13 protein-coding genes are annotated in these 15,362 nt (G+C 67.9%); 8 read left to right on the forward strand and 5 right to left on the reverse strand.

Translation table 11 applies throughout. The features are described from left to right. Positions 1-248 precede the first annotated feature (248 nt). The 5 genes from glyQ to L810_RS25560 are packed head-to-tail and all read left to right on the forward strand — an operon-like array spanning position 249 to position 5,686. Positions 249-1,253 (forward strand): glycine--tRNA ligase subunit alpha, encoded by a 1,005-nt coding sequence (gene glyQ, locus L810_RS25540; protein ID WP_021161195.1) that lies wholly within the window; start codon positions 249-251, stop codon positions 1,251-1,253. A gap of 17 nt (positions 1,254-1,270) precedes the next feature. After that, the gene (gene glyS / locus L810_RS25545; protein ID WP_021161196.1) at positions 1,271-3,370 is read left to right on the forward strand and encodes a glycine--tRNA ligase subunit beta; all 2,100 of its coding nucleotides are present in this window, start codon (positions 1,271-1,273) and stop codon (positions 3,368-3,370) included. A 10-nt stretch (positions 3,371-3,380) separates the two neighbouring features. Then, positions 3,381-3,944, forward strand: a complete 564-nt coding sequence (gene gmhB / locus L810_RS25550) for a D-glycero-beta-D-manno-heptose 1,7-bisphosphate 7-phosphatase (protein ID WP_042976157.1) — start codon at positions 3,381-3,383, stop codon at positions 3,942-3,944. Between the two features lie 43 nt (positions 3,945-3,987). After that, entirely contained in the window at positions 3,988-4,752 is a 765-nt protein-coding gene (locus L810_RS25555) for a lysophospholipid acyltransferase family protein (protein ID WP_021161198.1), read from the forward strand. A 46-nt stretch (positions 4,753-4,798) separates the two neighbouring features. After that, entirely contained in the window at positions 4,799-5,686 is an 888-nt protein-coding gene (locus L810_RS25560) for a M48 family metallopeptidase (RefSeq protein ID WP_027789172.1), read from the forward strand. A gap of 105 nt (positions 5,687-5,791) precedes the next feature. On the opposite strand, the gene gloA is transcribed toward L810_RS25560, so the two are convergent. Then, a complete protein-coding gene (gene gloA, locus L810_RS25565) occupies positions 5,792-6,181 on the reverse strand; it encodes a lactoylglutathione lyase (protein WP_021161200.1) in 390 nt (129 codons plus the stop codon). Between the two features lie 336 nt (positions 6,182-6,517). Here gloA and L810_RS25570 point away from each other — a divergent pair, with 336 nt between their 5' ends. Further along, on the forward strand, positions 6,518-7,450 hold the full coding sequence (locus L810_RS25570; protein ID WP_042976163.1) for a DMT family transporter: 933 nt from the start codon (positions 6,518-6,520) through the stop codon (positions 7,448-7,450). A 124-nt stretch (positions 7,451-7,574) separates the two neighbouring features. Here the strand turns inward: L810_RS25570 and rsmA are convergent, their stop codons facing one another. From rsmA to L810_RS25590, 4 genes are read right to left on the reverse strand one after another with little or no spacing between them, the layout of a single operon-like run. Continuing rightward, entirely contained in the window at positions 7,575-8,405 is an 831-nt protein-coding gene (gene rsmA / locus L810_RS25575) for a 16S rRNA (adenine(1518)-N(6)/adenine(1519)-N(6))-dimethyltransferase RsmA (protein ID WP_021161202.1), read from the reverse strand. A 49-nt stretch (positions 8,406-8,454) separates the two neighbouring features. Further along, entirely contained in the window at positions 8,455-9,444 is a 990-nt protein-coding gene (gene pdxA, locus L810_RS25580; protein WP_021161203.1) for a 4-hydroxythreonine-4-phosphate dehydrogenase PdxA, read from the reverse strand. Between the two features lie 11 nt (positions 9,445-9,455). Further along, the gene (locus tag L810_RS25585) at positions 9,456-10,814 is read right to left on the reverse strand and encodes a peptidylprolyl isomerase (protein ID WP_042976159.1); all 1,359 of its coding nucleotides are present in this window, start codon (positions 10,812-10,814) and stop codon (positions 9,456-9,458) included. A 51-nt stretch (positions 10,815-10,865) separates the two neighbouring features. Next, positions 10,866-13,226: an LPS-assembly protein LptD gene (locus L810_RS25590; protein WP_021161205.1), complete on the reverse strand. Its 2,361-nt coding sequence runs from the start codon at positions 13,224-13,226 to the stop codon at positions 10,866-10,868. Positions 13,227-13,449: 223 nt separating this feature from the next. Here L810_RS25590 and L810_RS25595 point away from each other — a divergent pair, with 223 nt between their 5' ends. Continuing rightward, positions 13,450-14,499, forward strand: a complete 1,050-nt coding sequence (locus tag L810_RS25595) for an aminoglycoside phosphotransferase family protein (protein ID WP_021161206.1) — start codon at positions 13,450-13,452, stop codon at positions 14,497-14,499. A gap of 31 nt (positions 14,500-14,530) precedes the next feature. Beyond that, the gene (murU, locus tag L810_RS25600; RefSeq protein ID WP_021161207.1) at positions 14,531-15,250 is read left to right on the forward strand and encodes an N-acetylmuramate alpha-1-phosphate uridylyltransferase MurU; all 720 of its coding nucleotides are present in this window, start codon (positions 14,531-14,533) and stop codon (positions 15,248-15,250) included. The last annotated feature ends 112 nt before the right edge of the window (positions 15,251-15,362 follow it).

A 15,362-nucleotide genomic window follows, 5' to 3' on the forward strand; every position in this document is an offset into this window, starting at 1 on the left:
GAAGCCGTGCGGCACGCGCGTCGCGACCTGTCGCGCGCGGCCGCCCGGCGCGCGCCGGCCATGCCCGCGCAGGCCGCCCGGACGGGGCCGACGGCACGCCCGCCCGCGTTCCGGCCGCATCCGCTCGCCGATCCGGTAAAATTACGCGTTTCAGCACACTAACAAGCCGCGCCGCCGCGCGAGCCGACCCTCCGGGCCCCGCCCGGAGCGCCGCCCGCAACGGAGCGCCAGCGCCACGAAGGCTCTTCATGCTTACGTTTCAGCAAATCATCCTGACGCTGCAGTCCTACTGGGACAAGCAGGGTTGCGCCCTGCTCCAGCCCATCGACATGGAAGTCGGTGCAGGCACGTCGCACGTGCACACGTTCCTGCGCGCGGTCGGCCCCGAGCCGTGGCGCGCCGCGTACGTGCAGCCGTCGCGCCGCCCGAAGGACGGCCGCTACGGCGAGAACCCGAACCGCCTGCAGCACTACTACCAGTACCAGGTCGTGCTCAAGCCGGCACCGGAAAACATCCTCGACCTGTACCTCGGTTCGCTCGAGGCGCTCGGCTTCGACCTGCAGCAGAACGACGTGCGCTTCGTCGAGGACGACTGGGAAAACCCGACGCTCGGCGCGTGGGGCCTCGGCTGGGAAGTGTGGCTGAACGGGATGGAAGTCACGCAGTTCACGTATTTCCAGGAAGTCGGCGGCCTCGAATGCAAGCCGGTGCTCGGCGAGATCACGTACGGCCTCGAGCGCCTCGCGATGTACCTGCAGAAGGTCGAGAACGTCTACGACCTCGTGTGGACCGAGTGGGAAGAGCAAGGCCCGAACGGCCCCGAGCTGCGCCGCCTGTCATATGGCGACGTGTACCACCAGAACGAGGTCGAACAGTCGACCTACAACTTCGAGCACGCGAACGTCGACCTGCTGTTCACGTTCTTCAACAGCTACGAAGCGGAAGCGAAGAAGATGATCGACGCGCAGCTCGCGCTGCCCGCGTACGAACTCGTGCTGAAGGCCGGCCACACGTTCAACCTGCTCGATGCGCGCGGCGCGATCTCGGTCACCGAACGCGCGGCATACATCGGCCGCATCCGCGCGCTGTCGCGTCTCGTCGCGCAGGCTTATTACGACTCGCGCGAGAAGCTCGGCTTCCCGATGCTCGGCAACCCGCCGGGCGTGCCGGGCCTCACCACCGACGCCCAGGACGCCGCCCAGCCGGCATGGGCGCCGCCGCTCAAGGTCGAACGCAAGATCGATCAGGACTGACGAGACGAATTCCAATCATGACGCACAATCATCCCGCCCCCCTGCTCGTCGAACTGCTGACCGAAGAGCTGCCGCCGAAGGCCCTCGCGCGCCTCGGCGACGCATTCGCCGAAGGTCTCGCACAACGCCTCGCGGCACGCGACCTCGTCGAAGGCGAACTCGTGTTCGAACGCTACGCCACGCCGCGCCGCCTCGCCGTCGTCGTGCAGAACGTGCGCGCCGTCGCACCTGAAAAGCAGGTCCGCGAAAAGGTCCTGCCCGTGTCGGTCGCGCTCGACGCCGAAGGCAAGCCGACGGCCCCGCTCGCGAAGAAGCTCGCGGCGCTCGGCCACCCGAACCTGTCGATCGCCGATCTCGAGCGCGCGCAGGACGGCAAGGCCGAAGCGTTCTTCATCAACTACTCGGCGGCCGGCGCCACGCTCGCCGACGGCCTGCAGGCCGCGCTCGACGAAGCGCTCGCGAAGCTGCCGATCCCGAAATTCATGACGTACCAGCGCCCGGACGGCTCGGACGTGAAGTTCGTGCGCCCGGTGCATCGCCTGACGGTGCTGCACGACGACCGCATCGTGCCCGTCACCGCATTCGGCGTCGATGCCGGCGACACGACGCTCGGCCACCGCTTCCTGTCCGACGGCCTCGTCGCGATCCAGCACGCGCGCGCGTACGCCGACACGCTGCGCGACAAGGGCCGCGTGATCGCGCACTTCGCCGATCGCCGCGAAACGATCCGCACGCAGCTGAACGAACACGCGAACGGCGATACCGTCGTGATGCCCGAGTCGCTGCTCGACGAAGTGACGTCGCTGGTCGAATGGCCGGTCGTCTACCCGTGCCGCTTCGAGGACGAATTCCTGCAGGTTCCGCAGGAATGCCTGATCCTCACGATGCAGACCAACCAGAAGTATTTCGCACTGACCGACGTCGCCGGCAAGCTGCGCTCGCGTTTCCTGATCGTGTCGAACATCGAGACGAAGACGCCGGGCGAGATCATCGAAGGCAACGAGCGCGTCGTGCGCCCGCGCCTCGCCGACGCGAAGTTCTTCTTCGAGCAGGACAAGAAGAAGCCGCTCGCCGACCGCGTGCCGCAGCTCGCGAACGTCGTGTATCACAACAAGCTCGGTTCGGCGCTCGCGCGCGTCGAGCGCCTCGAGGCGCTGGCCGGCGAGATCGCCCCGGCGATCGGCGCCGACGCCGCGCACGCGAAGCGCGCCGCACGCCTCGCGAAGGCCGACCTGCTGACCGACATGGTCGGCGAGTTCCCGGAACTGCAGGGCACGATGGGCACGTACTACGCGCGCCACGACGGCGAAGCCGACGACGTCGCGCTCGCCTGCGCCGAGCACTACCAGCCGCGTTTCTCCGGCGACGCATTGCCGACCACGCCCGTGTCGACCACCGTCGCGCTCGCCGACAAGCTCGAGACGATCGTCGGCATCTGGGGGATCGGCCTCGCACCGACCGGCGAGAAGGATCCGTTCGCGCTGCGCCGCCACGCACTCGGCGTGCTGCGCCTGCTGCTCGAGAAGCAGCTGCCGCTCGATCTCGTGTCGCTGCTGCGCACGGCTCATGCGCGCTTCGAAGGCGTGCCGGGCGTCGCCGAATCGACCGACGCGATCCTCGCGTTCTTCATGGATCGCCTGCGCGGCCTGCTGCGCGAGCGCGGCTATTCGGCCGGCGAAATCGACGCGGTGCTGAGCCTGAACCCGACGCGCGTCGACGATCTCGTCGCACGCCTCGACGCGGTGCGCGAATTCACGCGCCTCGCGGAAGCCGAGGCGCTCGCCGCCGCGAACAAGCGGATCTCGAACATCCTGAAGAAGTCGGAAGGCGGTGCGAACGGTGCGGTGCAGCCGACGCTGCTCGTCGAGGCCGCCGAGAAGGCGCTGCACGAACAGCTCGCGGCCGTGACGCCGCACGTGCAGTCGCAGCTCGAGGCGCGTGCGTACACAGGCGCGCTGTCGGCGCTCGCCGCGCTGCGCGCACCGGTCGACACGTTCTTCAACGACGTGATGGTCAACGCGGAAGATCCGGCACTGCGCGCGAACCGTCTCGCGCTGCTGTCCGCGCTGCACCAGCAGATGAATTGCGTCGCCGACATTTCGAAGCTCGCCGCATAAGGGCCGCACGATGCCGACCAGCCCCAACCGAAAGCTCGTCGTCCTCGACCGGGACGGCGTGATCAACGTCGATTCGGATGCGTTCATCAAGACGCCCGACGAATGGATCGCGCTGCCCGGCGCCCTCGAGGCGATTGCCCGGCTCAACCACGCGGGGTATCGCGTGGTCGTCGCGACCAACCAGTCCGGCATCGGTCGCGGGCTGTTCGACATGGCCGCGCTCAACGAGATGCACCTGAAGATGCATCGCGCGGCGGCCGCGGTCGGCGCGCGGATCGACGCGGTGTTCTTCTGCCCGCACACGGCCGAGGATCACTGCGACTGCCGCAAGCCGAAACCCGGGATGATGCAGATGATCGCCGAGCGCTTCGAGATCGATCCCGATCACACGCCGGTGGTCGGCGATTCGCTGCGCGACCTGCAGGCCGGCGTCGCGGTCGGCTGCCAGCCGCACCTCGTGCTCACCGGCAAGGGCAAGAAGACGCTCGCCGCCGGCAACCTGCCGCCCGGCACGAAGGTCCACGACGACCTGCGCGCGTTCGCGCTCGATTTCCTTTCACACGAACACGAGTGATGCGGCCGCCGCGCGCATCCTCCCTAACGCCAGACTTACGCCGATGCGCTTCGTCCGCTCCCTGCTGCTGCTGATCTACTTCGTCGTGTACACGGTGCCGTACGCCACCGCGTGCTTCATCGCCTTTCCGTTCATGCGCGCCGACGCGCGCTACTGGATGGCGGCCGGCTGGTGCAAGTCCACGCTGTGGGTCGTGCGCTGGCTGAACGGCATCCGCTACCGGATCGAGGGCTACGAGAACCTGCCCGACGGCCCGGCCGTGCTGCTGTCGAAGCACCAGTCCGCATGGGAAACGCTCGCGTTTCCCGCGCTGATGCCGAAACCGCTCTGCTACGTGTTCAAGCGCGAGCTGCTGTACGTGCCGTTCTTCGGCTGGGCGCTCGGGCTGCTGCACATGGTCAACATCAACCGCAAGGAAGGCAAGAACGCGTTCACGTCGGTGATCCGCCAGGGAAAGAAGCGTCTGTCGGAAGGCGCATGGATGATCATGTTCCCGGAAGGCACGCGCACGCCGGTCGGCAAGCAGGGCAAGTACAAGACGGGTGGCGCGCGCTTCGCGATCGAAACCGGTGCACCCGTCGTACCGATCGCGCACAATGCAGGCCGGGTGTGGCCGCGCAACTCGTTCACGAAATTCCCGGGTGTCGTCACCGTGTCGATCGGCAAGCCGATCCCCAGCGAGGGGCTGACGCCCGATGCATTGAACTCGCAGGTCGAAGCATGGATCGAAGCGGAAATGCGCCGGATCGATCCGGATTCGTATCGCCAGGCGGGCAACGCCGGCACGCGCGATGCCGCGCGTGTCTGACGCCCCCGGGTGGCAGCCGTTGCGTACGACAAAAAGAAGCGAACTGATGAAACAGCGTCCGCGGCCACGGCCTGCCGTCGTGGCCCTCGATCATCGCCAGATGGATCTGCCGCTCTTCGACGGGCCGGCCGCCGCACCGTCGGCGCCCGCCGCCCCGCCCGCGCCGACCGAAGCGGCCCCCGCTGCGCCCCTCGATCCGGGCCCCGCGCCCGACCGCTCGCGCGTGCGGACGTTCGCACTCGACAGCCGCGTGCTCGAATACCGCCTGAAGCGCTCGGCGCGCCGTACGATCGGCTTCACGATCGACGGCAGCGGGCTGTCGATCACCGCGCCGCGCTGGGTCACGCTCGCCGACATCGAAGCCGCGATCGCCGAGAAACAACGCTGGATCTTCGCGAAGCTCGCCGAATGGAAGACGCGCACCGAGCAGCGCGCGCTGCCGCAGATCGACTGGCGCGACGGCGCGCAGCTGCCCTATCTCGGCAAGACGGTGACGATCGCGCTCGGCGCGGGCGCCGTCGCATTCGACGCCGATGCGTTGCGGCTCTCGCTGCCGCTGCCCGTGCAGGCCGACATGCAGCAGATCAAGGATCGCGTGCAGGGCTGGCTGCAGGGCGAAGCCCGGCGGATCTTCGGTGAACGCCTCGCGGTGTACGCGGAGAAGCTCGGCGTCACGTATTCGATGTATGCGCTGTCGTCGGCCGCGACGCGCTGGGGCAGTTGCTCGAGCGACGGCAAGATCCGCCTGAACTGGCGGCTGATCCATTTCCCGATGTCGATCATCGACTACGTCGTCGCGCACGAGCTGTCGCACCTGCGCGAAATGAATCACAGCCCGGCCTTCTGGCAGACCGTCGAGTCGATCTTCCCCGAGTTCCGCGAAGCGCGCCACACGCTCAAGCATCACCCGCCCGAGCTGCTGCCGTCGCTTTGACGCGCACGGCTTCGCCGCCAACGAAAAAGGGCGATGCGGGTCACTCCGCATCGCCCTTTTTTGCCGCCGCGCGCATCACACGCCACGGCCCGGTTCATCCGGCGCTCAGTGCGCCTTTTTCTGAATGAACTCGATCTTGTAGCCGTCCGGATCCTCGACGAACGCGATCACGGTCGTGCCGTGCTTCATCGGGCCCGCTTCGCGCGTGACCTTGCCGCCTTGCGCCTTGATCCTGTCGCAGGCTGCGTACGCGTCGTCGACTTCCAGCGCGAGATGGCCGAAGCCGTTGCCGAGATCGTAGGCCGGCGTATCCCAGTTATGGGTCAGCTCGATCACCGTGCCCGTGCTTTCGTCCTCGTAGCCGACGAATGCGAGCGTGAACTTGCCTTCCGGATAGTCGTCGCGGCGCAGCACCTTCATGCCGAGCAATTCGGTGTAGAACTTGATCGAGCGGTCGAGATCGCCGACTCGCAGCATCGTATGCAGAAATCGCATGTGTTGTACTCCTGTGGGGACTTTCCAGAACCGGGAACTCTACCAGAGTCGGGTGAACTTCGTCGGGGGCGCGTGGCTGGGGGCGCCCGGCGGGTAACGCCTGCCGGCGCAAGGGCAACGGCGGAACACAACACGACCCTGCTCGCCCGGCCACCGTGCGGATCGGGTAACATCCTTCCACCTCGCACCAAAAGCGGGCATGCGATCCACCGCCCGAACGCGACCACCCACTCCCCCTTACCGCCACACTGCCGTGCGACACCGCCGATTCGAGCGCGCCGGATGCGCCACCCTCCCGATCCCGCAGCCGCCGCACCGAACCGGCGCGGTTCGCCGATGAGTGCCCTCGCTGCCCCCGTGCGCCGCGCGCTCGACATGCGCGCCGTCGGCCTGATGCTGCTGCTGTGCGCGATCTGGGGCTTCCAGCAGGTCGCGATCAAGAGCACGAACGCCGCGATCGCGCCGATGTTCCAGGCCGGGCTGCGCTCGGTGATCGCGGCGGCGCTGCTGTGGGGCTGGGCCCGCTCGCGCGGTACGCCGCTGTTTCAGGCGGACGGCACGTTCGGCGCGGGCCTCGCGGCCGGCGCGCTGTTCGCCGGCGAATTCATCTGCGTGTTCTTCGGGCTGACGCTGACGAGTGCGTCGCACATGGCGATCTTCCTGTACACGGCGCCGTGCTTCACCGCGCTCGGCCTCCACCTGTTCGCACCCGGCGAACGGCTGCAGCGCACGCAGTGGGCCGGCGTCGGCCTGGCATTCGCCGGCATCGCGCTCGCGTTCGCGGACGGCTTCCTGAAACCGCGCGCGCCAGGCGCCTCCGTGCTGGCCGGGCTCGCCGGCGATGCGCTCGGGATCCTCGGCGGCGCGATGTGGGCCGCGACGACCGTCGTCGTGCGCTCGACGGCGCTCGCACGGGCGAGCGCGAGCAAGACGCTGTTCTACCAGCTCGCGGTATCGGCGGTCGTGCTGGTCGCGCTGGCCGCACTGTTCGGCCAGGTGTCGTTCGCGCACGTCACGCCGATCGCGGTCGCGAGCCTCGCGTACCAATCGGTGATCGTCGCGTTCGTCAGCTACCTGTCGTGGTTCTGGCTGCTGACGCGCTACAGCGCGTCACGACTGTCCGTGTTCACGTTCCTGTCGCCGCTGTTCGGCGTTGCGTTCGGCGTGCTGCTGCTCGGCGAATCGGTCGGCTGGCGCTTCATGTCGGCGGCCGCGCTCGTGCTGACGGGCATCGCGCTCGTCAACGCGCCACCGCGCCGACGCGCGTAACGACACCCGGTGGCCGCCCGGCATCGACGAAAACGGCGCGGGGAAAATGAAAAAGGCTGCCCGCCTGGGCAGCCTCGTGAACCTCGAGCCGGCGTGCGACGCACGCATGACGCACGCGCCGCCGTTACTCAGCGGCCTTGCGCACTTTCGCCAGTGCCTGCGCCACGCCGACGTATTCGGCCACGCTCACATCCTCCGCACGGCGCGCGAGATCGAAGCCGAGCGCATCGAAATCGATCGTCTCGCGATAGTCGCCGAGCGTATTGCGCAGCATCTTGCGGCGCTGCGAGAACGCCGCGGTGACGAGTTCGCCGAGCAGCCCGGGATCGACATCCGGCAGTTCGTGCGGCTCGTACGGAATCATCCGGACGATCGCCGAATCGACCTTCGGCGGCGGCTGGAACGATTCCGGCGGCACGTCGAGCATCTTTTCCATCACGTAGCGGTACTGCAGCATCACCGACAGACGCGAAAACGCCTTCGTGCCCGGCTCCGCGACCATCCGTTCGACGACTTCGTTCTGCAGCATGAAGTGCTGGTCGATGACCGCGTCGGCGAACGTCATCAGATGAAACAGCAGCGGGCTGGAAATGTTGTACGGCAGGTTGCCGACGATCCGCAACGACGGCTTGTCGCCGGGTGCCGCGAGCGAGCGGAAGTCGAACGCGAGCGCATCGCCTGCATGCAGTTCGAGCAGCGCGCCGAAGCGTTGCTGCAGGCGCCCGATCAGGTCGCGGTCGAGCTCGACCGCATGCAGCGGCGACTCGGGCGTCGCGAGGCGCGCGATCAGCGGCTCGGTCAGCGCGCCGAGCCCGGGGCCGATCTCGACCATGCGCTGGCCGCGCGCGGGGCCGATCGTCGCGACGATCGAGTCGATCACGCCGTGATCGACGAGGAAGTTCTGCCCGAAGCGCTTGCGCGCGAAATGGCCTTGGTGCTGTCTGCTGTTCGACATCGACTGAGTAAAACGAAAAATGCGACGAATGAGGTAAAGCCGGGCCGCGTCAGGCGGTGCGGCGATGGCGCGCCATCGTGACGGCCGTGTCGAGCGCGGCGATCATGCTGCCCGGATCCGCGCGGCCCGTGCCGGCCAGATCGAGTGCCGTGCCGTGATCGACCGACGTACGGATGATCGGCAGCCCGAGCGTCACGTTGATGCCCTCGCCGAACGTCGCGTACTTCAGCACGGGCAGGCCCTGGTCATGGAACATCGCGAGCACGCAATCGGCATCGGCGAGGTGGCGCGGCTGGAACAGCGTGTCGGCCGGATACGGGCCGCGCGCGTCGATGCCCTGCGCGTTCGCGCGGGCCAGTGCCGGCGAGATCACGTCGATCTCCTCGCGGCCGAGATAACCGTTCTCGCCCGCGTGCGGGTTCAGGCCCGTCACGAGAATGCGCGGCGCGGCCAGACCGAAGTCGCGCCGCAGGTCGCGATCGATGATCGCGAGCGTCTCGACGAGCCCGTCGACCGTCAGTGCGGCCGACACGTCCTTCAGCGGCAGGTGCGTGGTCGCGAGCGCCACGCGCAGCGGCCGGTGGCCGGTACCGGCCAGCATCATCACGACACGCGGCGTATGCGTGCGCTCCGCCAGGTATTCGGTATGGCCAGTGAACGGCACGCCCGCATCGTTGATCGTGCTCTTCTGCAACGGCGCGGTGACGATCGCGTCGTACCGGCCCGCCAGCGCGCCATCGATCGCCGCGTCGAGCAGCCCGAGCACGTAAGGGCCGTTCGCCGCGTCCAGCCTGCCCGCCTGCGCGGGCACGGCGAGCGCGTGATGCGCGACCGACACCGGCCCGCTGCCGGCCAGCGTGGCCCGGTCGGCGCCGACGGCCGCCGCGCGCGCGTCGAGCAGCGCCGCATCGCCGAGCACGGTGAAATGCGCGTCGGGCCAGCGCTGCGCGGCATCACGCAGCGCCTGCACGGTCAGCTCCGGGCCGACCCCCGCGGGTTCGCCGGTCGTGATCGCGATCTGCAGCGCGGGCGTGGTCATCGGAGGCTCGCTCAGTTCGCCGGGCCGACGCCGCCGATCTTGTACTGCACGTACGACGAATCGCGCAGCTCGCGCAGCCAGTCGGCATACGCCTGCTCGGCCTTGCGCTGGCCGATCGCCTGACGCGCGATATCCATCTGCTGCTGCACCGAACCTTCCGCTTCGCGGCGGCCCAGCACCTGGATCAGGTGATAGCCGTACTCGGTACGGATCGGCTGGCTGATCTGGCCGTCCTGCAGGTTGTTCATCGCGCGCTCGAATTCCGGCACGGTTTCGCCCGGGCTGATCCAGCCGAGATCGCCGCCCTGCGACGCCGAACCGTCCTGCGAATACGTGCGCGCGAACTTCGCGAAATCGCCGCCGGCCTCGACCTGGTTGCGGATGTCGGCCAGTTGCTGGCGCGCCTGGCCTTCGGACTTGCCTTCGCCCACGCGCAACAGGATGTGGCGCACGTGCGTCTGGACGATCTTCGGTGCCGCGGCCGACGCGCCCTGGCTCTGGCGACGATCGACGAGACGCACGATCTCGAAGCCGTCCGGCACACGGATCAGCGTCGGGTTGACCTGTCCCGGGCGCAGCTTCGATGCGGCGTCGACGACGTCGGCCGGCAGCGCGCTCGGCGACTTGAAGCCGAGGTCACCGCCCTTCTTCGCGTCGCTCGCTTCCGAATTGTTCTTCGCGAGCTTTTCGAAATCGGCACCCGACTTCGCCTGCTGCAGCAACGCGTCAGCCTTCTTCTGCGCGGCTTCGATGTCGGCCTGCGGCGCGTTGGTCGGTGCCTTGATGAAGATGTGCTGGAAACGCAGGTCCTGCTGCTGCGACGCGTTCGGCCCGCGCTGGCTCGCGATGTAGTTCGCGACCTCGGCGTCCGACACGGTGATCTTGCCGTCGACCTCGCGCTCGCGCAGCTTCGACAGCATCAGTTCGGTGCGCGCATCGCTCGTGAAGATGCTCCAGGGCACGCCTTGCGCCTCGAGACGCGCGCGGTACTGGTCGAGCGTCATGCCGTTCGCCTGCGCGAGGCGCTGCAGCGTGGACTGTACCGTCGCGTCGTCGATGCGGATCCCGTCGTCCTTGGCTTTCTGCACCTGGATACGCTCGAGCACCATCTGGTTCAGCACCTGCGCGCGCAACTGGTCGGTCGGCGGCACGGGGGCGTTCTGCTGCTGCAGCCGGCGCGCGATCAGGCCGGCACGCTGGTCGAGTTCGCGGCCCGTGATCACGTCGTTGTTGACGACCGCGACGACTTCGTCGGCGAGCTGCGCACCTTGCGAACCGAGCGCCTGCGCCGCGGCCGGCGCAGAGGCGAGCAGCGCGGCGGCCGCAGCGAGGCTGGACACGACTGCCGCGAAACGAAGGGTTTTCTTCATTGCCACTGGAACTCCATTGAAATCGTGCTGACCGGTGCAGACAAGCCGGCGTTACTCGTAGTTGCTGAAGCGGGACATCGGCGGCGGCGGCGGCGGCAGCGGCGTGTAGCCCGGCACCCCGGCGCGGAACGCGGACACGAGGCCGTTGTCGATGGTCGACAGGCCCTTGAGCGTGAGCTGCATCATGAAGCGCGTCGACGAATTCTGCTGCCCGGACGAATTGATGCCGTTCGCCGCCCGCTGCACCCCGACCCCGAGCGCCCAGCAATCCGCGTCGTATTGTAAGCCGACCAGACCGTCGACCACGCGATCGCCGGCGAGATCGTAGTTGAAGCGGCCGATCGCATACAGGCGGCGCGTGAGCGGCCATTGCGCGGAGATCAGGAACTGGTTGATCGGCTGGTTGTCGAGCGTGGGCGTCGCCCGCGTATAGCGGTAGCCGACGTTGATCACCTTGCGCTCGCCCGGGCTGTAACCGAACCCCACGCTCGACTTCGCAAGCTGGTTGTTGTTCTGGTTGTACTGGAACGCCGTTTCCGACATGAAGCCCGAGCCGAGCTTAAACGAAGCGCCGACGATCAGGTCCGAATGGCGCGCCTGCGCGGCCGGCTGGGTGGAATTCAGCGTGACGCGCTGATCGGCGAAGTAGTACTGCTGCGCGATCACGAAGCGCGCGCGCTCGTCGCCCGTACGCGGATCGATGAAGCGAGACGTGAGCCCGGCCGTGATCCGGTTCGCATCGGCGATCCGGTCGTTGCCGACGTACGTGTTCGGCTGGTAGATCTCCGCGAGGCCGAAGTCCGAATCGACGGTGTCGAACAGCGGTGCGTTCGACTGGTTGCGATACGGCGTGTACACGTAGTACAGGCGCGGCTCGAGGGTCTGGATGAAGTCCTGGCCGAACAGGTGCACCGATCGGTCGAAGACGAGGCCCGAGTCGAAGCTCACGGTCGGAATCGACTCGGTGAAGCGCTTCGGGTTGTTCGGCGTGGTCGACGACAGGTAGTTCAGGTCGTACGACGCGAAGTGGTACTGGACCTTCGGCACGACGAAGTAGCCGGGGCCGTACACGCCGTACGCGATGTACGGATTGAAGACGACCCGGTCGCCTTCGGTCGAATCGGCCGTCGTGATGCGGAACCGGGAATAGTCGGCTTCCGCACCGAAGTCGAACCCGCCGACGTTGTACTTCGCGTACTTCACGTTCAACTGCGGCTCACGGCTGTACGGCGCGATCGACTGCGGCAGCGTCTGCCAGTGCTGGTAGCGCGCGAGCACCGACCACGGGCCCTTGTTGTACGTGAGGCCCGCTTCCTGCTGGTACAGCGTCTGCGTCCCGTTGATGAACTGGTTCGACGAACCCAGTTGTTCAGGATACAGATTGTCCGAGACCTTGTTGTAGTAGACGTAGCCGCCGAAACCGCCGCCGAAGTTCTGCTGGTGCTGCCAGTAGATCGCGTAGCGGTTGCGGTGCTCGAGCCGATCATCCGGCAGGTAATTGGCCGTGAATGTGCCCGAATACGACGGCGACAGGTAGCGGAACGTCGCCTCGGTCATCACGCCGCGCCGCGAGATGATGCGCGGCGTGAGCGTCAGGTCGCGGTTCGGCGCGATGTTGAAGTAGTACGGCAGCGTCAGCTCGAAGCCGTTGCTCGAGTTCACCGAGAACGTCGGCGGCAGCAGGCCGCTGCGCCGCTCGCCCGACAGCGGGAACGTCATCCACGGGCTCGCGAAGATCGGCACGCCCTGGAAGAACAGCACGCCGTTGCGCGCGGTGCCTTCGTCGGCGCCCGTATCGAAGTCGAAGCGGCTGCCCTTGATGTACCACGCGGGGTTCGTCGAGCACTGGCACGCGGTATAGGTACCGTTGACGAACACCGAGCGCTCGTTGTCGACCATGTCGACACGCTCCGCGCTGCCCGAGCCGCCCGTCACGTTGAAGTGATACTTCGGCGCCGTCATGAAGCCCTGGTTCGCCTCGATCTTCAGGTGCGCCTCGGGGCCCGCGAACGACGTGCCGGAATTGATCACCCTGACCTGGCCGTACGCATCGGCCATGTCGGTATCCTGATCGTAGTGGATCGCGTCGGCCTTCACGACGGCGTCACCGCGCCGCAGCTCGGCCGAACCCTTCGCGGCGAGATCCTGCTCGGCCGTGCCGCTCGTGTGGTCGGCGATCACGAAGGCGGCCGGCTTCGCGCCCTCCTTCAGCGGGCGATCCTCGAGCTGGGGCGCGAGACGCAGATCCCACGGCGAGTCGAGCGGCTGCGGCTGCGCGGCCGCGCCCGACAGCTGCGCGTACGACACGGCCGGCACGAGGCCGGGCACGGCCAGGAGCGCGAGCGCGAGCCGCCGTTTGCGCGGCACCCCGTCACCGGGGAAAACATTCGGGAATAGCGGTTTGGGCGGCATCTATCGTTTGGCGAATCGCCCCTTGTCAACCGCGCCGTCGCGGCACATTCGCGCACGGCGGGCCGCGCCGTCGCACCGCGACTGCGGCTGAGCGCAAACCGGGGGGGCGATCGGGTGGCGGCGCGACAGGCGGCGGGCCTGCACGGCGGAAAGCTGACGCGGGGTGCGTCAAAAAAGTCGTGGGGTATTATATGGCAAGACGTTCCCCCCTCCTCCGAGTTTCATGACGCCCCCATCCGCCGCATCCCAGCCCGACGCCCGCCTCGAAGCGCTCACCGCGTGGCTGCACCCGCTCGCCGAGCGCTACGCGCTCGACCTGTCGACCCTCGCGCCCGCATCGTCGGACGCCAGTTTCCGCCGCTATTTCCGGATTGCGTCGGCCACGAGCGCCGGCGGCACGCTGATCGCCGTCGACGCGCCGCCGCCCGAGAAGTGCCGCGAGTTCGTCCAGGTCGCGCAGTTGCTCGCCACGGCCGGCGACCACGTGCCGGACGTGCTGGCCCACGATTTCGACGCGGGTTTCATGCTCGTGACCGATCTCGGCCGCACGCCGTACATCTCGGTGCTCGATCCGGCGGACCCGGCCGCCGCGAAACCGCTGATGCGCGAAGCACTCGACGCGCTGATTCGCTTCCAGCTCACGTCGAAACCCGACGTGCTGCCGCCGTTCGACGAGGCATTCGTGCGCCGCGAGATGGAGCTGATGCCCGAATGGTTCGTCGGCCGCCACCTCGGCAAGCCCGTCACCGACGCGATGCGTGGCACGCTCGACCGCACCTTCGCGCTGCTGGTCGCGAGCGCCCACGCGCAGCCGCAGGGTTTCATGCTGCGCGACTTGATGCCGCGCAACCTGATGGTGTGCGAGCCGAACCCGGGCATCCTCGACTTCCAGGACGCCGTCTACGGGCCGCTGACGTACGACGTCGTGTCGCTGCTGCGCGACGCCTTCATCAGCTGGGACGAGGAGTTCGAGCTCGACTGCTTCGCGTACTACTGGGAAAAAGCGAAAAAGGCCGGGCTGCCGGTCGATCCCGATTTCGGCGAGTTCTACCGCCAGCTCGAATGGATGGGGCTGCAGCGCCATATCAAGGTGCTCGGCCTGTTCGCGCGCATCAATTACCGCGACGGCAAGCCCCATTACCTGAACGACCTGCCGCGCTTCATCGCGTATGCGCGCAAGGTCGCGCTGCGCTACCGCCCGCTCGTGCCGTTCGCGAAGCTGCTCGACGAGCTCGAGGGCAACGCGCCGGCCGACGTGGGCTATACGTTCTGATCGTTCCGACTCTCCTGACACCCGGCCGAACATGAGCACCACCCTGACGACGGCGATGATCTTCGCCGCCGGGCGCGGCGAACGGATGCGCCCGCTCACCGACACCCGCCCGAAGCCGCTCCTCGAAGCAGGCGGCAAGCCGCTGATCGTGTGGCAGATCGAAGCGCTCGCACGCGCGGGTATCGAGACGATCGTGATCAACCACGCGTGGCTCGGCGACCAGATCGAGGCCGCGCTCGGCGACGGGTCGCGCTGGGGCGTGCGGCTCGCGTACTCGGCCGAAGGCGAGGCACTGGAAACCGCGGGCGGCATCGCGCAGGCGTTGCCACTGCTCGAGCGCGACGGACAACCGGCCGTGTTCGCGGCGGTCAGCGGCGACGTGTACTGCGCCTTCGACTACCGGACGCTCGCGCCGCGCGCCGCCCGGATGGCCGCGCTCGACGCGCCGGCGATGCACCTCGTGATGGTGCCGAACCCGCCGTTCCACCCGGCCGGCGACTTCGCGCTCGGCGACGACGGCCGCCTGGCGCTCGACGGCGCCGCGCGCTTCACGTTCGGCAACATCGGCCTGTACGACACGCGGATGTTCCGCGATCTCGTGCCCGGCACGCGGCGCGCGCTGACGCCGTACTATCGCGCGGCGATCGAAGCCTGCCGCGCGAGCGGCGAACTGTATGAAGGGTTTTGGGAGAACGTCGGCACGCCCGCGCAGCTCGGCGAGCTCGACGCGCGGCTGCGCGCCGCGGGCTGATCGTTTCGCGGCTGGGCGGCTGGGCGGCTAGGTGGCTAGGTGGCTAGGTGGCTAGGTGGCTAGGTGGCTGAGCGGCTGAGCGGCGGTTCAGCGGTTCGGCGGTTCGGCGGTT

Source organism: Burkholderia sp. AU4i (genome assembly GCF_000466765.1).
GTDB lineage: Bacteria > Pseudomonadota > Gammaproteobacteria > Burkholderiales > Burkholderiaceae > Burkholderia > Burkholderia cepacia.